Source organism: Rhodococcus sp. M8, from assembly GCF_015654185.1.
In the GTDB taxonomy this organism is placed as follows: domain Bacteria; phylum Actinomycetota; class Actinomycetes; order Mycobacteriales; family Mycobacteriaceae; genus Rhodococcus; species Rhodococcus aetherivorans.
The window spans coordinates 5,214,874-5,230,178 of the sequence record NZ_CP064065.1; the positions used below are offsets into that span (position 1 = coordinate 5,214,874).

A 15,305-nucleotide genomic window follows, 5' to 3' on the forward strand; every position below is an offset into this window, starting at 1 on the left:
CACACCGCCGATCCGGCGCGATCCGGGACCTTCGACGGACCCTCCCTGGGCACATGGCCTGCGCAAGGGCTAGGTTCTACGTGAATGTTCGGAAGAATCGCGTTGATCTGAGCTTGAGAGGGATCCTTCGTGCCCGCTGAGAATGACACCCGACCCACCCTCAGCTACCCCGGTGGCGAGCACACAATGTCTATCGCCAAGGCGACGGAAGGCAACGACGGCATCGAGCTGGGCAAGCTCCTTGCGGAGACCGGGTACACCACCCTTGACCCCGGTTTCGTCAACACCGCCTCCACCACGTCGGCCATCACCTTCATCGACGGGGAGAAGGGCATCCTGCGGTACCGCGGATACCCCATCGAGCAGCTGGCGGAAAAGTCCACGTTCATCGAGGTCAGCTACCTGCTGATCTACGGTGAGCTGCCCACCGCGGAGCAGCTCGAGGTCTTCACCGACAAGATCCGCCGGCACACGCTGCTGCACGAGGATCTCAAGCGCTTCTTCGACGGCTTCCCGCGCAACGCGCACCCGATGCCCGTCGTCTCCAGCGCCGTCAACGCCCTGTCGGCGTACTACCAGGACGCGCTCGATCCCGACGACCCGGAGCAGGTGGAGCTGTCCACCATCCGGCTGATGGCCAAGCTGCCGACCATCGCGGCCTACGCCTACAAGAAGTCCGTCGGTCAGCCGTTCCTGTACCCGGACAACTCGCTGAACCTGGTCGAGAACTTCCTGCGCATGACCTTCGGCTTCCCGGCGGAGCCGTACCAGGTCGATCCCGAGATCGCCCAGGCCCTCGACATGCTGCTGATCCTGCATGCCGACCACGAGCAGAACTGCTCGACCTCCACGGTGCGGCTCGTCGGTTCCTCCGACGCCAACCTGTTCACCTCGATCTCCGGCGGCATCAACGCGCTGTGGGGCCCGCTGCACGGTGGCGCCAACCAGGCCGTGCTCGAGATGCTCAACGAGATCAAGACCAGCGGGGGCGACGTCAAGGAGTTCGTCCGCAAGGTCAAGAACAAGGAAGACGGCGTCAAGCTCATGGGCTTCGGACACCGCGTCTACCGCAACTACGATCCGCGTGCGGCGATCGTGAAGAAGACCGCCGACAGCCTGCTCGCCAAGCTGGGCGGCGACGACGACCTGCTGCAGATCGCGCAGGCCCTCGAGGATGCCGCGCTCACCGACGACTACTTCATCGAGCGCAAGCTGTACCCGAACGTCGACTTCTACACCGGTCTGATCTACCGGGCGATGGGCTTCCCGACCCGCATGTTCACGGTGCTGTTCGCACTCGGCCGCCTGCCGGGCTGGATCGCGCACTGGCGCGAGATGCACTCCGACCCGACGCTGAAGATCGGCCGCCCGCGGCAGATCTACACCGGTTACACCGAGCGCGACTACAACAGCATCGACGCACGCTGACCCGTCCCCTACCGGAAGACCGATACATGAGCAGCAAGCCCGAGATCGAGTTCCAGGAGGGTCCCGCCCCGACCGGCCTGGTGGTCAAGGACCTCACCGTCGGCGAGGGCGCCGAGGCGACGCCCGGAGCCAAGGTCGAGGTCCACTACGTCGGCGTCGAGTTCGACTCCGGCGAGGAGTTCGATTCGTCGTGGAGCCGCGGCGAATCCATCACCTTCCCGCTCAGCGGCCTGATCGCCGGCTGGCAGGAGGGCATCCCCGGCATGCGCGTCGGTGGCCGCCGGCAGCTGACGATCCCGCCGGAGATGGCGTACGGCCCGGCCGGCTCGGGTCACCGTCTTGCCGGCAAGACCCTGGTCTTCGTCATCGATCTGCTCGGGGTGGAGGCCAAGCCCGAGGTGCCGGAGATCGAGCCGGCGACCGGCCCGGCTCCCGCCGAGCTCGTGATCGAGGACATCACCGTCGGGGACGGGACCGAGGCGCAGCCCGGGTCGGTCGTCGACGTGCACTACCACGGCGTCGAGTACGACACGAACGAGGTGTTCGACTCCTCGTTCGCCCGCGGCGAGTCCGTCAAGTTCCCGCTCGGCCGGCTCATCCCCGGCTGGCAGGAGGGCATCCCCGGCATGAAGATCGGCGGTCGCCGCAAGCTGACGGTGCCCCCGCAGCTCGCCTACGGCCCGGCCGGGTCCGGGCACCCGCTCGGCGGCAAGACCTTGGTCTTCGTCATCGACCTCCTCGGCACCGAGTAGGTCCCGCCCACGGCCGGAGCCCCGCATCGCCTGTCGCGATGCGGGGCTCCGTCGCATGCGGGGGATTCCCGCGGGAGTCAGTGCCGGACGAAGGGGGTGGGGGCGATGTCGCCGCTGTCGAGGAAGTGCCACTGGTCGTCGCTGCGGCAGATCCGCCCGTCGAACCGGGAGCCGTGGTTGCGGAACTCGGTGCGCTGGAAGTTGCCGTTCCTGTCGAAATGCGTGATGGCGCAACCGCGGTCGTGACGGTCGCGGCGGTCGTGGTCGTCGCGGTGGTCCGAGGACGCGGCTGCGGTCCCGGCACCGCCGAGGACCGGCAGGACGATCAGGGCGGCGGTGACGATCAGCTTGCGGCTCTTCGACATTCGGATCTCCTGGGATCGGTGGAGGGGCTGCCTACGATCCTGCGCCCGCCCCGTCCCGCGTCGTAGTGACCCGAGGGGTGGAAAACGTTCACCCCGCCGATCCGGCGAGCCGCACCGTCAGCCGGGCCCCGCCGAGCGGGCTCGCCTCCAGCCGCGCCGCGCCGCCGTGCAGCGCCGCCTGCTGCGCCACCAGCGCCAGCCCCAGCCCGGAGCCGCCCCTGGCGGCGCCGCTGCCCCGGCGGAACCGCTCGAACACCACGCCGCGCTCGTCGGCAGGCACCCCGCGGCCGTCGTCGTCGACGGTGAGCATGGTGTCGGTGCCGTCGGCGGTGACCGCCAGCCGGATCCGGCGGGCGTGGCCGTGCCGCACCGAGTTCGCCACGGCGTTGTCGACGACGAGCCGCAGTCCGCTCGGCAGCGCCCGGATCTCGCGTCCCGTCTCGCCGACCACCTCGATCTGCACGCCGGGATGCCGGCTCATCGCATCGGCGGCCGCGGCGTCACAGATCTCCACCGGGTCGGTGGGCACGAAGTCCCGGGAGGTGGACAGGTCGCCGCGGGCGAGCCGCTCGAGGTCGTCGAGAGTGGACTCGACGCGGCTCTGCGTCCGGGTGAGGTCGGCGAGGATCTGGGTGCGCTCCTCGACGCTCAGGACGTCGCCGGTCGCGTCCAGGGTGGAGAGCACCTCGAGGTCGGTGCGCATGGCGGTCAGCGGGGTCCGCAGCTCGTGGGCGGCGGCAGCCGCGAAGTCCCGCGCCGTGGCGAGGGCGGCGTCGGTGGCGGCCTGGGCGCGGGCGACGTCGCTGAGCATGTCGCCGGCCGCGGCGGCGAGCTCGTCGGCCTCGCGGATGCCGGAGCGCCGCGGCGCGAGCGTCGGTTCGCGGGCCGCGATCCGGCGCGTGAGATCCACCAGGGGACGCACGGCCCGCCCGCCGAACACCCAGCCGAGGGCCGTGGCGACCGCGACGGCGATCGCACCGGCGACCGCGAGCTGACGGTGCTGCTCGGTCGTGATGTCCTGCGCCTCGGCGTAGGGCACGGCGACGGACAGGAGCGAGGGCACCCGGTCGGTCGGCGCGGTGTACGTCCGGTAGGCGGTGCCGCCGAGGTCGACGGTGTGGGCGCCGGGGGAGAGGACCGGCAGTTCGGTCGGGGTGCTGCTGAGCAACCGCCCGGACTCGGTGCGGATAGTGACGGCGAAGGCGCCGGCGTCGCCCAGGGCGGGCAGGAACAGACCGGCGGTGCCGGCGTTGGCGACCAGCACCTGTGTCGCCGTCTCGAGGCGGCGGTCGAGCTGCGCGAGGTTGTTCCGGGTGATCGCCAGCGCGACGAGCACGCCCAGGACCGCGACGACGAGCGTGGTGCCGAGCGCCGTGGCCGCGGCGACCCGTGCACGCAGCGAGAAACGGTGTGTCACGCCTGATCCCGCAACACGAATCCCACCCCGCGCACGGTGTGCACCAGCCGTGGCCGCCCGCCGGCCTCGAGCTTGCGGCGCAGGTAGCCGACGAACACGTCGACGACGTTGGTGTCTGCGTCGAAGTCGTAGCCCCACACCAGGGTCAGCAGGCGGTCGCGGCTCAGGACGATGCCCGCGTTGCGGGCGAGCACCTCGAGCAGTTCGAACTCGCGCTTGGTCAGCTCCACGTCGCTGCCGTCGATGCGCACCCGGCGGCCCGCGGTGTCGAGTTCGAGCCCGCCGACCCGAACGACGGAGCCGGCGCCGGGAGCGCCCGGCACGCTGCGCCGCAGCATCGCCCGGATCCGCGCGACGAGCTCGGCGAGCACGAACGGCTTCGTCAGGTAGTCGTCGGCGCCGCACTCGAGCCCGGCGATGCGGTCGTCGACGGTGCTGCGCGCGCTGAGCACGCAGATCGGGATGTCGTGACCGCCGGCGCGCAGGGCGGTGACCACGCCGGTGCCGTCGAGGACCGGCATGTTCATGTCGAGCACCATCGCATCGGGGCGGTGCCGGGCGACGACGTCGAGCGCCTGGGTGCCGCTCGCGGCGGTGAGCACGTCGAACCCCGACAGGCGCAGCCCGCGCTGCAGGGAGGCGAGGACGTCCTCGTCGTCGTCGACGACGAGGACGGTGGCTGGCTCGGTCACCCCTGCATTGTGCCCGCGCCGAGCATGCCGAGGACGAGCTCGACGTAGTTGCCCGCGAGCGTGTCGACGTCGATACGGCCCGGCTGGTACCAGCGAGCGACGTCGATGCCGAGGGACAGGATCGCGAGGGCGGTGGTCGGCACGTCGCGGACGGTGAACACCCCGGCCGCGATGCCGTTCTCGATCTCGGCACGGATCACGGCGTCGGTGTCGCGGCGGATCGCGGCGATCGTCCGGTAGTGCTCCGGGGTGAGGGCGTGCAGTTCGTACTGCGCCACCCGGCAGACGGTGTGGTGCACGGCGTGGGTGCGCACGAAGCCGTCCACGATCGCGCGCATCCGGTCGGCCGGCTCGGTGGCGGAGGCGGCCGCGGCGACGACGGCGTCGAGGACGTGCTGGTGCCCGATGCGGCTGGCCTCGAACAGCACCTCCTCCTTGGACTTGAAGTGCACGTACAGTGCGGCCGGGCTCAGGCCTGCGCCGACGGAGATGTCACGGGTGGTGGTGGCGTGGTAGCCGCGACGGGCGAAGGACTCCACGGCCGAGCCGATGAGACGACGCGCGACGTCGGATTCGACCTCGGTGAAGATGCCGGTGAGGTCGTTCCGGTCGGTGATGGGCGTGTCGATCATGCTGGGGTCTCTCCGTCGCCGTGCTGGTCCGTTGACATCATGCACCGTCGTTGCTGTACTAAGTGAGCGCTTAGTGAATCTGTGGCCGCTGAGTGAATCCGTGGCACTGTGAAAGGAACCTCCATGCCCGCTCCCGTCCTGTCCCGGCGTGACCTCGACTTCCTGCTCTACGAGTGGCTGAACGTCGAGTCCCTCACCGCGCGGACGCGGTTCGCCGAGCACTCACGCGATACGTTCGACGCCGTCCTCGATCTCAGTGCGGACATGGCCACCAAGCACTTCGCGCCGCACAACAAGAAGGCGGATGCCCAGGAGCCGCGGATCGGCGACGACGGCAAGGTCGAGATCATCCCCGAGGTCAAGGCGGCCCTGGAGCTGTTCGCCAAGGCCGGACTCATCGGGTCCTCGTTCGACGAGGAACTCGGCGGTATGCAGCTGCCGGTCACCGTGCTGCGTGCGGCGATGGCCTGGTTCCAGGCCGCGAACGCCGGCACCTCGTCCTACCCGTTCCTCACCGTCGGCAACGCGAACCTCATCGCCACCCACGGCAGCGACGAGCAGATCGCCACGTACGTGCCGTCCCTGCTCGAGGGCCGGTTCTTCGGGACCATGTGCCTGTCCGAGCCGCAGGCCGGATCGTCGCTGGCGGACATCACCACCAAGGCCGTGCCGCAGGACGACGGCAGCTACCGGCTCACCGGCACCAAGATGTGGATCTCCGGCGGCGACCACGAGCTGTCCGAGAACATCGTCCATCTCGTGCTCGCGAAGATTCCCGGTGGTCCGGCGGGGGTCAAGGGCATCTCGCTGTTCATCGTCCCGAAGATCCTCGTCGGCGGGGGCGGGCAGCTCGGTGAGCGCAACGACGTCGCCCTCGTCGGTCTCAACCACAAGATGGGCAACCGCGGCACCACCAACACGCTGCTGAACTTCGGCGACGGCACCTTCACCCCCGGCGGTCGCGCCGGCGCCGTCGGCTACCTGCTCGGCGAGCCGCACAAGGGCCTGGCGTACATGTTCCACATGATGAACGAGGCCCGCATCGGCGTCGGGTTCCTCGCCACGTCGCTCGGCTACGCCGGCTACCTGCAGTCCCTCGAGTACGCCCGCACCCGCACCCAGGGCCGCCCCCTCGGGGACAAGGACCCGTCGTCGCCGCCCGTGCCGCTGATCGAGCACGCCGACGTGCGCCGGATGCTGCTCGCGCAGAAGGCCTACGTCGAGGGCGCGCTGGCGCTGGGGCTGTACTGCTCGACGCTCGTCGACGAGCAGCAGACCGCCGAGGACGAGGAGGCCCGCGCCCGCGCCGGGCTGCTGCTCGACATGCTCACCCCCGTCGCGAAGTCCTGGCCGTCGCAGTGGTGCCTCGAGGCGAACAGCCTGGCGATCCAGGTGCACGGGGGCTACGGCTACACCCGCGAATTCGACGTCGAGCAGTTCTACCGGGACAACCGTCTCAACCCCATTCACGAGGGTACGCACGGCATCCAGGGGCTGGACCTGCTCGGGCGCAAGGTGGTCATGCAGGGCGGGGCGGGGCTGGCGCTGCTCGGCGAGACGATCGGGCGGACCGTCGCGCGGGCCGTCGACGCCGGGGGCGACGCGGCCCGCTACGCCGGGCAGCTGCAGGCGGCGGTGACGCGTGTCGCGGCGACCACCGCACGGCTGTGGTCGACCGGCGATCCCGAGGTGGCGCTGGCGAATTCGTCGGTCTACCTCGAGGCCGTCGGGCATGTGATCGTCGCGTGGATGTGGCTCGAACAGCTCCTCGCGGCCGGGACCCGGGAGGGCGGCTTCTACGACGGCAAGCGTGCCGCCGCTCGATACTTCTTCGCGTTCGAACTGCCGAAGACGGGTCCGCAGTTCGACCTGCTCGACAGCCTGGACCGGACCACGCTCGACACCGATCCCGCCTGGCTCTAGGCGGCTGCGCCGCCGGTGTGTCCTTTGGGCGGTCAGGGCCGCCCAAAGGACACACAGGCCGCGAAGCGGCACACCGTGACGCCGCTGTCGAAGGTCTTCGTCTCGAGCCGGGTGAAGCGGTGCGGCTCGAACCCGCGGCGGAACAACGGGATTCCGTCGCCGACGACGATCGGGTTCACCTTCAGCACCAGTTCGTCGATCTCGGGCAACAGCGCCCCGGCGAGCGAGCCCCCGCCGCACAGCCAGATTCCCAGTCCCTCCTGGCGTTTGAGGTCGCGCACGTACTCGAGCGGATCGGTGGCCACGAGCGTGACCGTCTCGTCCGGCGCCTGGGTCATCGTCGTGGTGAACACGTACTGCCGCAGGTGCGGGTACGCGCTCGTCAGCCCGGCGTCGCGGGCGGGCTCCCACGTGTGCCGGCCCATCACGACGGCGTCGAAGTGCTTCGGTGGTCCCTCGATTCCGAGGGGTCCGCGGGCGTGGACCGGAAACGTCTCCGGAAACTCCCGCAGGAGGTATCCCATGTGGTCGCCCTCGACCGGGAAGAAGTCGAATCCGCCGGCCGGGTCGGCGATGAAGCCGTCGAGCGTGGTCGCGACGTAGTAGGTCAGTTTTCGCACGAAGGGCTCCTCGGATCGTCGACTACAACACCTGTGGTGGTCAAACTACAACAGGTGTTGTGGTCGATGCTAGAGTTTTTTCATGGCAGCGAATCCGGAGCGCCGAGCACAGCTCGCGGATGCCGGCCTGCGCGTGCTCGGCGCGGACGGCGCCCGCAAGCTGACCCACCGCGCCGTCGACCGGGAGGCAGGAGTGCCCCTGGGCACCTGCGCGAACTACTTTCCGACGCGGGACGAACTGCTCGGCGCCCTCGGTGCGCGCATCTTCGAGCGGCTCGCCCCCGATCCGGACCGGCTCGAGGCGCTCGCCGGCCGGACCCCGAGCGTCGACCTCTACATCGACTACATGCGATACCTCGTCGAGCGCACCACCGCCCAGCCGGACCTGACCGTCGCCCTGATGGAACTGCGCCTCGAGTCCCGCAGAAGCCCGGGACTCGCCGAGGTGCTCGGCGCGACGCTCTCCCGCAACTACCGGCTCGACGTCGAATTCAACGACGCCGCACAGTTACCCGCCACCGCGCTCGAGGTCGCCCTGCTGCACTACGCGATCGACGGGCTGCTGCTGGACCTGCTCACCACCTCGATCGGTGCCGACGCCACACCCGACGAACTCGTCACCGAACTCGTCACCCGGCTGCTCGGCCGGGCGGGCACCGGCCCGCTCAGCTCGCCGCGCGGTCCGCGAGCAGAGTGAGCGCGTGAAAGACCGTCTCGGCCAGCACGTCCTCGGGCTCGCCCGGGAAGAACTTCTCCTCGGCGTGCGTCGGCCCGCGGCCGGCCACGGCGAACCACACCGTGCCCGGCTCCTGCCCGTCCTGGCTGTCCGGGCCGCCCGCCCCGGTCACCGCCACCGCGAGGTCGGCGCCGAGCAGTTCGACCGTCGACTCGGCCATGGCGCGCGCCGCCGCCTCGCAGACCACCGGGCCCTCCGGCACCCGCAGCAGCGAGTGCTTCACGGCCCGGGAATAGGCGACGATGCCGCCCCGGAACCACCCTGCGCTGCCCGGCGCGGCGCCCAGCCGGGCGGCCAGGGCGCCGGAGGTGAGCGACTCCGCGCACGCGACGGTCAGATCGCGGTCGGCGGCGAGCTCGCCGATCCGCTCGGCCGTCGCGCTGGACCGTGCGGATCCTTCGGGAACGTCGTCGGGCATGGGGAACTCCTTCCGCCGGATGCTGTCCGGACTCTACCGGCCGGCGTGTCGCCGCCGGCGGCAACGGGTAGCCCGCAACCATGAACCCCGAAACCTCCGGCGCGGCGCCGGGCGACGGCGTCACCATGGGCGTGGAGGAGGAATTCCTCCTCGTCGACCCGGCGACGGGTCACCCCGCGCCGGGGTTCGACGCGGTGTGCGGCCGGCTTCCGGGGGTACCCGGGGTGACGTTCGTCGGCGAACTGCACCCGACCCAGATCGAGGCCGTGGGCGGGGTGTGCCGGACCCTCGCGGAGCTGCGGACCCGGCTGACCTCGTCCCGCTCCGCCCTCGACGCCGCAGCCCGCCGATGCGGGCTGCGGGTCGCCGCCGTCGGGGTCCCCGAGTCCGACGCCGGACCCGGCACCCTCGTCGCGGCGGGTCGGCGGGCCGCCATCGCCGAGCGGTACCGCGCGCTGGTCGACGACTACCACGCCTGCGGCTGCCACGTGCACGTCGGCGTCGCCGACCGCGACACCGCGGCCGCCGTGGTGAATCATCTGACCCCGTGGCTGCCCACGCTCGTCGCGCTCGGCGCCAACTCCCCGCGGCACGGCGGCCGCGACACGGGCTACGCGAGCTGGCGCATCGTGCAGCAGAGCCGGTTTCCCGGCTTCGGTCTGCCCCCGTACCTGCGTTCGGCGCAGCACGCCGCCGCTCTCGTCGCCCGCCTAGTCGACGCCGGGGTGCTGCTCGACTCCCGGATGACGTTCTGGCTCGCCCGGCCGTCGGTCCACGTGCCGACGGTGGAGATCCGCGCGGCCGACACCGCCCCAACGGTCGACGGCACGGTCCTGCAGGCGGCCCTGGGCCGGGGCCTGGTCGGCGCCGCTCTCGACGATCTGCGCCGTGGCGTCGAGGTGCGGGCGGTCGAGCCGGACCTCGGTGCGGCGGCGGTGTGGAGCGCCGCCCGGTACGGTCTCGACGGCCCGGCGGTGGACGTGCACACCGGCACCCGGATCCCGGCCCGGGACATGCTCGCCCGCCTGCTGGACCGCGTCGCGCCGACGCTGCGGGCGCACGGCGATCTCGACGTGGTGCAGAAGCTCCTGGCGGGGCCCCGCCCCGTCACCGCTCCCCGCGTATCCACCGGGTGAGGACCGTGCCGTCGTCGTCGGCGAGGACGTGGGCGGGCCGCATCGACGTCACCGCCGTCTGCGGGGCGGTGGCGATGCGTCCCTCCGGACCTGCGGCGAGCAGCGGCGCCAGCGTGAGGCACAGGTCGTCGACCACGCCGTCGGCGATCAGCTGACCGAACAGCCGCGGCCCGCCCTCGCACAGCAAGCGGGTCCAGCCCGCCGCGGCCAGCGCGTCGCGCACCGCGTGCCCGTCGATCGAATGCTCGGCGATCACCCGCACGTCCGCGCCGGCGGCGGCGAGAGAGCGACGACGGGTCCCGGGCGCGGTCTCGCACGTGAGGACGACCGGCGCGACGGTGGTGTCGGTGAACAACCGGCACCCGGGGTCCAGGTGGCATGTGGCGGTGACGACCGCGACGGGCGGCACCTCGCTCAGGCCCGCCTCGAGGCGCCGCTCGCGCAGCGCCGCGCTGGTGCGGGCACCGCCGTAGTTCTCGCCGCGTGCCGTGCCCGCGCCCACGACGATCACGTCGGCCAGGCCCCGCAGCAGCCCGAACACCTTCTTGTCCGACGGCGTGCCGAGCCCACCCGAGCGGCCCTCCACGGCGACGGCCCCGTCGAGGGAGGAGACGAAGTTGACCCGGACCCACGGCGACCGCAGATCGGCCGGATACGCGTAGAGGGCCCGCAGTTCGTCGTCGTCGAGCGGACGGGCCGGGCAGGTCGGATCGTCGAGGCGCCGCATCGCTCGATCACACCACGCGTCGCGGCGCCGTGGGGAATCAGGGCGCGTGCCCGGCGTCGAGGTCACGGACGTCGCCGTGCCGGATCACGTCGTTCAGTTCGCCGTGGCACTCCCCGCCGTCCGGGTCGAGCAGGAATCCGACGTGGTCGCCCAGCGCGGCCCGGCCGACGACGCGTCCGCTGAACCACGCCGGGACGCCGTCGAGGACGGGCAGGCCGTGCGGCCCGTCGTGCCACGCGCATCGCGAGAACTTGTCCACCTCGTCGCCCGTCTCGCCGCCGAACAGGCGCGCCAGGGGGCGCTGGTCCCGTCCCAGTACGTGGACGGCGAGATGCTCGGCGGCGGTGGCCACCCGGAAGGTGCGGTTCGAGGTGGACAACCCCACCAGGAACCGGGGTGGGTCGATGCTGGCCTGGGTGGCGAACCCCACCAGGCACCCGGTGCGCTCCTCGAGGACCCGGGTGGTGACGACGAACACCGGTTGATCCAGGCGGCCGACGATCGAATGGAACACCTTGTGTGCACTCGTCATGCCTTCATTCCTACGCCGCTCGGCCTCCTGTTCCGGCCGGTTGCGGCGTTTGGTCCCCACCGTGTACGGGTAATCGCGGCAACATGACGGCCAAACACGGCGACCCCGACGTGGCGGAGGACTTCCCGCGACCGGACGATTCTCGCAAACCCGACTCGCCGACCGACCTGACGAAACCGTCGTGGAAGTTCGTGCTGCGCAAGACCGCTCGCGAGTTCAGTCATGATCAGTGCACCGACCTCGCCGCCGCGCTGACGTACTACGCCGTGCTGTCCCTGTTTCCGGCGCTGCTCGTCGTCGTGTCCCTGCTCGGCGTGTTCGGCCAGGGCCAGAGCACCGTGGACGCGGTGATGCAGATCGTCGAGGATCTCGGTCCGGCCACCGCCGTGGACACGCTCCGCGGCCCGGTCGAACAACTCGTGCAGGCGCCGGCGGCCGGGTTCGCGCTCGTCGTCGGTATCGCCGGTGCGCTGTGGTCGGCCTCGGGTTACGTCGGCGCGTTCGGCCGCGCCATGAACCGCATCTACGAGGTCGACGAGGGACGCCCCATCTGGAAGCTGCGGCCGTGGATGCTGCTCATCACCGCCCTCGCGCTGATCGCGATGGGCGCGACGGCCCTCATGCTCGTCGTGAGCGGTCCCGTGGCCCGGGCGATGGGGGACGTGATCGGGCTCGGCGAGACTGCGGTGACGGTCTGGAACATCGCGAAGTGGCCCGTGATCCTGATCCTGGTGATCATGATCGTCGCCGTGCTGTACTACGCGACGCCGAACGTGACGCAGCCGAAGTTCCGCTGGATCAGTGCGGGTGCCGCCATCGCGATCCTCGCGTGGATCGTGGCGTCGGTCGCGTTCGCGTTCTACGTCTCCAACTTCGGCAGTTACAACGAGACCTACGGCTCCCTCGCCGGCGCGATCGTGTTTCTCCTGTGGTTGTGGATCACCAACCTCGCGCTACTGTTCGGCGCGGAGTTCGACGCCGAGCTCGAGCGTGGACGTCAGCTGCAGGCCGGCATCGAGGCGGAGGAGACGCTGCAGCTGCCGCCGCGGGACACCCGCAACATCGAGAAGAACGAGGAGAAGCGGCAAGAGGACATCGACCGCGGCCGTGAACTCCGCCTTGCGCACACCGCGTCGGCCCGCGAGGGCGCCGACGACGATGCGGAGGGCGACAGATCGGACCGAGACGTCGCACCACACCGAAAGGACTCGACGATGACCGCGTCCCCCGGCGGCACGCACAGTGCCACGGACCCCAGCGAACTGTCCACCGCGCAACTGATCGAGCGGCTCACCACCCAGGTGCCGACCCTGGTGCGCACCGAGGTCACCCACGCCCTCGACGAGGTGAAGGCCAAGGGCACCCGGATGGGCGTCGGCGTCGGCATCGCCGGTGCCGGGCTGATGCTGATCTACCTCGGCGTCGGCGCCCTCATCGCGACCGCGATCCTGGGGCTCGCCACCGTGCTCTCCCCGTGGCTGGCCGCGCTGATCGTCTCGTTGATCGTCCTGGCTGTCGGCGGCACCCTGGCCGCCGTCGGCAGGTCGCGGGCCAAGAACTCGGCCCCACCGGTACCCAGCGAGACGGCGGAAAGTATCCGCAAGGACGTGAACACCGTGAAGGAGCATGTGCGATGACCGGTCCCGACCCCGCACGCAACACCGAGGCCGCCGACGCGGTGCCCAGCGTCGAGCAGCAACGCGCCGAACTCGCCGAGACGGTGGAGGCCCTCGCCCACAAGGTCGACGTCCCGGCCCGCGCGAAGTCGGCCGCCCAGGAGAAGGTGCACGAAGTCCAGGTGAAAGCGCAGGAACGTCCCCAGATCGTCGCGGCCGTCGTCGGCGGCATCGTCGCGGCCCTCGTCGTGGGCCGGGTGGCGCGCCGCCGCGGCAAGCGCAACGGCAAGCGCAAGGTGGTGCGCCGCCGCCGCAAGCACTGAGCGGGAGGTCTCCTTGTCGAGAGGGAGGTTGTTGCGGCATCGCCCGAAAGGGCTCCGCAACAACCTCCCTCTCGACGTTGCGAGCGGCGAGCTATCCGCGCAGTTGCTGCTCGAGCGCCTCGAGCACCGACGGGTCCTCGATCGTCGACGGCACGGTGTACTGCTCGTGGTCGGCGATCTGCCGCATCGTCTTGCGGAGGATCTTGCCGGAGCGGGTCTTCGGCAGCGCCTGCACCACGGTCACGTCACGGAATGTGGCGACCGCGCCGATCTGCTCGCGCACCATCGCCACGAGTTCCTGCCGCAGCGTCTCCGGGTCGATCTCGACGCCGGACTTGAGCACCACGTACCCGGACGGCCGCTGGCCCTTGAGCTCGTCGCGGATGCCGACGACCGCGCACTCGGCGACGGCCGGGTGCGACGCCACCACGGCCTCCATGCTTCCGGTCGAAAGCCGATGGCCGGCAACGTTGATGACGTCGTCGGAGCGGCCGAGGACGAACACGTAGCCGTCCTCGTCGACGTAGCCGGAATCGCCGGTGAGGTAGTAGCCCGGGAAGGTCTCCAGGTACGACCGCCGGTAGCGGTCCTCGTCCTGCCACAGCCCGGTCAGGGTGCCCGGGGGCAGCGGCAGAGCGATCACGATGTTGCCCTCGGTGCCGGCTTCGACGGGCTTGCCCTCGGCATCGACGATGTCGACGCGGTAGCCCGGTACCGGCACGGTGGGCGAGCCCGCCTTGATCGGCATGGGGTCCAGGCCGCGCAGGTTCGCGGCGATCGCCCAGCCGGTCTCGGTCTGCCACCAGTGGTCGACGACGGGCCGGTCGAGCACCTTCGTCGCCCACTCGTAGGTGTCCGGATCGAGCCGCTCGCCCGCGGCGAAGAGCGTACGGAGGGAGGAGATGTCGTAGTTCTCCAGCTCCTTCGCCTCGGGGTCGGCCTTGCGGACGGCGCGGATCGCGGTGGGCGCGGTGAACAACGCGACGACGCTGTTCTCGTTGATGATCCGCCAGAACGCGCCGGCATCCGGTGTGCCCACCGGCTTGCCCTCGTACATGACGGTGGTCGCGCCGATCAGCAGCGGGCCGTAGACGATGTAGGAGTGGCCGACGACCCAGCCCACGTCGGACGCGGTCCACCACACGTCGCCGGGGGAGATGTCGTAGATGTTGCGCATCGACCAGGTCAGCGCCACCGCGTGCCCGCCGTTGTCGCGCACCACGCCCTTCGGCTTCCCCGTGGTGCCGGAGGTGTAGAGGATGTACAGCGGGTCGGTGGCCGCGACGGTGACCGGCCCGGCCGGGTCCGCGTCGGCGGTGAGCTCGTCCCAGTCGAACCACGTGGCGACGGAGGCCTTGTAGTCGGCGGCCGAGCCCGGGATCATCTCCCGGTTCTTGACGATCACGGTGTGCGGCGGGGTCTGCGACAGCGACAGTGCCTGCTCGACCATGGGCAGGTACTCGACGGTGCGGCCCGGCTCGAGGCCGCCGGAGGCGGTGACGAGCAGCACCGGCCGGGCGTCGTCGATGCGGGTGGCGAGTTCCTTGGCGGCGAAACCGCCGAACACCACCGAGTGCACGGCGCCGATGCGGGCGCACGCGAGCATCGCGATCGCGGCCTCCGGGATCATCGGCATGTAGATCACGACGCGGTCGCCGGCGACGACGCCCTGATCGCGCAGCACCCCGGCGAAGGCCGCGACCTCGCCCAGCAGTTCGGCGTAGGTGTAGGTGCGCTTGGCGGGGACCATCGCCGAATCCCAGATCAGGGCGACCCGGTCGCCGTGCCCGGCCTGCACGTGCCGGTCGAGGGCGTTGAAGCTGGTGTTGAGCGTGCCGTCGGGGAACCAGCGGAACGACGGGGCCTGCGAGCCGTCGAGGGCGCGCGTCGGCGTGTTCACCCAGTCCACGGCGCGGGCCGCCTCGAGCCAGAACCCCTCGGGGTCCTCCACGCTCTGCCGGAAGGCCTCCGCGTACGAGCTCATCGAT

The 15,305-nt window shown here is 70.8% G+C and carries 16 protein-coding genes and 1 pseudogene; 8 read left to right on the forward strand and 9 right to left on the reverse strand.

Annotated elements, in window-relative coordinates; all coding sequences use genetic code 11:
* The first annotated feature begins 129 nt into the window (after positions 1–129).
* From ISO16_RS23700 to ISO16_RS28805, 3 genes and pseudogenes are all read left to right on the forward strand, one after another.
* Positions 130–1,428: a citrate synthase gene (locus ISO16_RS23700; RefSeq protein ID WP_037200579.1), complete on the forward strand. Its 1,299-nt coding sequence runs from the start codon at positions 130–132 to the stop codon at positions 1,426–1,428.
* A gap of 26 nt (positions 1,429–1,454) precedes the next feature.
* Positions 1,455–1,805: pseudogene (locus tag ISO16_RS28800) on the forward strand (FKBP-type peptidyl-prolyl cis-trans isomerase); the annotation flags it as partial.
* 21 nt (positions 1,806–1,826) lie between these two features.
* Positions 1,827–2,180 carry an FKBP-type peptidyl-prolyl cis-trans isomerase gene (locus ISO16_RS28805; protein ID WP_373867492.1) on the forward strand — a complete coding sequence of 118 codons (354 nt, stop codon included), beginning with the start codon at positions 1,827–1,829 and terminating at the stop codon, positions 2,178–2,180.
* A gap of 77 nt (positions 2,181–2,257) precedes the next feature.
* Here the strand turns inward: ISO16_RS28805 and ISO16_RS23710 are convergent, their stop codons facing one another.
* The 4 genes from ISO16_RS23710 to ISO16_RS23725 form a co-directional block, all read right to left on the reverse strand.
* Positions 2,258–2,545 carry a hypothetical protein gene (locus ISO16_RS23710; RefSeq protein WP_065922932.1) on the reverse strand — a complete coding sequence of 96 codons (288 nt, stop codon included), beginning with the start codon at positions 2,543–2,545 and terminating at the stop codon, positions 2,258–2,260.
* A gap of 88 nt (positions 2,546–2,633) precedes the next feature.
* A complete protein-coding gene (locus ISO16_RS23715; protein ID WP_072634521.1) occupies positions 2,634–3,962 on the reverse strand; it encodes a sensor histidine kinase in 1,329 nt (442 codons plus the stop codon).
* Positions 3,959–4,654 carry a response regulator transcription factor gene (locus ISO16_RS23720; protein WP_006936087.1) on the reverse strand — a complete coding sequence of 232 codons (696 nt, stop codon included), beginning with the start codon at positions 4,652–4,654 and terminating at the stop codon, positions 3,959–3,961. Before ISO16_RS23720 ends, ISO16_RS23715 begins: the two co-directional genes overlap by 4 nt.
* Complete coding sequence (locus ISO16_RS23725; protein ID WP_083662407.1) at positions 4,651–5,286, reverse strand: TetR/AcrR family transcriptional regulator; 636 nt, start codon at positions 5,284–5,286, stop codon at positions 4,651–4,653. Before ISO16_RS23725 ends, ISO16_RS23720 begins: the two co-directional genes overlap by 4 nt.
* A 123-nt stretch (positions 5,287–5,409) precedes the next feature.
* On the opposite strand from ISO16_RS23725, the gene ISO16_RS23730 reads away from it, so the two are divergent.
* Positions 5,410–7,209 carry an acyl-CoA dehydrogenase gene (locus ISO16_RS23730; RefSeq protein ID WP_072634523.1) on the forward strand — a complete coding sequence of 600 codons (1,800 nt, stop codon included), beginning with the start codon at positions 5,410–5,412 and terminating at the stop codon, positions 7,207–7,209.
* 32 nt (positions 7,210–7,241) lie between these two features.
* Here ISO16_RS23730 and ISO16_RS23735 read toward each other — a convergent pair whose 3' ends face one another.
* Positions 7,242–7,829, reverse strand: a complete 588-nt coding sequence (locus ISO16_RS23735) for a dihydrofolate reductase family protein (protein ID WP_072634524.1) — start codon at positions 7,827–7,829, stop codon at positions 7,242–7,244.
* 82 nt (positions 7,830–7,911) lie between these two features.
* On the opposite strand from ISO16_RS23735, the gene ISO16_RS23740 reads away from it, so the two are divergent.
* A complete protein-coding gene (locus tag ISO16_RS23740) occupies positions 7,912–8,526 on the forward strand; it encodes a TetR/AcrR family transcriptional regulator (RefSeq protein WP_006936082.1) in 615 nt (204 codons plus the stop codon).
* Here the strand turns inward: ISO16_RS23740 and ISO16_RS23745 are convergent.
* Positions 8,495–8,983 carry a CinA family protein gene (locus tag ISO16_RS23745; protein WP_006936080.1) on the reverse strand — a complete coding sequence of 163 codons (489 nt, stop codon included), beginning with the start codon at positions 8,981–8,983 and terminating at the stop codon, positions 8,495–8,497. The genes ISO16_RS23740 and ISO16_RS23745 overlap by 32 nt on opposite strands.
* A gap of 80 nt (positions 8,984–9,063) precedes the next feature.
* Here ISO16_RS23745 and ISO16_RS23750 point away from each other — a divergent pair, with 80 nt between their 5' ends.
* Positions 9,064–10,119, forward strand: a complete 1,056-nt coding sequence (locus ISO16_RS23750) for a carboxylate-amine ligase (RefSeq protein ID WP_072634525.1) — start codon at positions 9,064–9,066, stop codon at positions 10,117–10,119.
* Here ISO16_RS23750 and ISO16_RS23755 read toward each other — a convergent pair.
* Both ISO16_RS23755 and ISO16_RS23760 read right to left on the reverse strand, forming a co-directional pair.
* Complete coding sequence (locus ISO16_RS23755) at positions 10,091–10,846, reverse strand: pyrimidine reductase family protein (protein WP_072634526.1); 756 nt, start codon at positions 10,844–10,846, stop codon at positions 10,091–10,093. The genes ISO16_RS23750 and ISO16_RS23755 overlap by 29 nt on opposite strands.
* A gap of 37 nt (positions 10,847–10,883) precedes the next feature.
* Positions 10,884–11,378: a flavin reductase family protein gene (locus tag ISO16_RS23760; RefSeq protein ID WP_072634527.1), complete on the reverse strand. Its 495-nt coding sequence runs from the start codon at positions 11,376–11,378 to the stop codon at positions 10,884–10,886.
* An 83-nt stretch (positions 11,379–11,461) separates the two neighbouring features.
* On the opposite strand from ISO16_RS23760, the gene ISO16_RS23765 reads away from it, so the two are divergent.
* On the forward strand, positions 11,462–13,015 hold the full coding sequence (locus ISO16_RS23765) for a YhjD/YihY/BrkB family envelope integrity protein (RefSeq protein ID WP_006936072.1): 1,554 nt from the start codon (positions 11,462–11,464) through the stop codon (positions 13,013–13,015).
* The gene (locus tag ISO16_RS23770; protein ID WP_006936071.1) at positions 13,012–13,317 is read left to right on the forward strand and encodes a DUF3618 domain-containing protein; all 306 of its coding nucleotides are present in this window, start codon (positions 13,012–13,014) and stop codon (positions 13,315–13,317) included. Before ISO16_RS23765 ends, ISO16_RS23770 begins: the two co-directional genes overlap by 4 nt.
* 91 nt (positions 13,318–13,408) lie before the next feature.
* Here the strand turns inward: ISO16_RS23770 and ISO16_RS23775 are convergent, their stop codons facing one another.
* Positions 13,409–15,301: a propionyl-CoA synthetase gene (locus ISO16_RS23775; protein ID WP_072634528.1), complete on the reverse strand. Its 1,893-nt coding sequence runs from the start codon at positions 15,299–15,301 to the stop codon at positions 13,409–13,411.
* Positions 15,302–15,305: the final 4 nt, after the last annotated feature.

Coding starts and splice junctions, on each gene's coding strand:
- ISO16_RS23730 (WP_072634523.1), top strand. CDS start 5,410: ATGCCCGCTCCCGTCCTGTCCCGGCGTGACCTCGACTTCCTGCTCTAC.
- ISO16_RS23725 (WP_083662407.1), bottom strand. CDS start 5,286: ATGATCGACACGCCCATCACCGACCGGAACGACCTCACCGGCATCTTC.
- ISO16_RS23745 (WP_006936080.1), bottom strand. CDS start 8,983: ATGCCCGACGACGTTCCCGAAGGATCCGCACGGTCCAGCGCGACGGCC.
- ISO16_RS23775 (WP_072634528.1), bottom strand. CDS start 15,301: ATGAGCTCGTACGCGGAGGCCTTCCGGCAGAGCGTGGAGGACCCCGAG.
- ISO16_RS23755 (WP_072634526.1), bottom strand. CDS start 10,846: ATGCGGCGCCTCGACGATCCGACCTGCCCGGCCCGTCCGCTCGACGAC.
- ISO16_RS23770 (WP_006936071.1), top strand. CDS start 13,012: ATGACCGGTCCCGACCCCGCACGCAACACCGAGGCCGCCGACGCGGTG.
- ISO16_RS23750 (WP_072634525.1), top strand. CDS start 9,064: ATGAACCCCGAAACCTCCGGCGCGGCGCCGGGCGACGGCGTCACCATG.
- ISO16_RS23765 (WP_006936072.1), top strand. CDS start 11,462: ATGACGGCCAAACACGGCGACCCCGACGTGGCGGAGGACTTCCCGCGA.
- ISO16_RS23740 (WP_006936082.1), top strand. CDS start 7,912: ATGGCAGCGAATCCGGAGCGCCGAGCACAGCTCGCGGATGCCGGCCTG.
- ISO16_RS23710 (WP_065922932.1), bottom strand. CDS start 2,545: ATGTCGAAGAGCCGCAAGCTGATCGTCACCGCCGCCCTGATCGTCCTG.
- ISO16_RS23760 (WP_072634527.1), bottom strand. CDS start 11,378: ATGACGAGTGCACACAAGGTGTTCCATTCGATCGTCGGCCGCCTGGAT.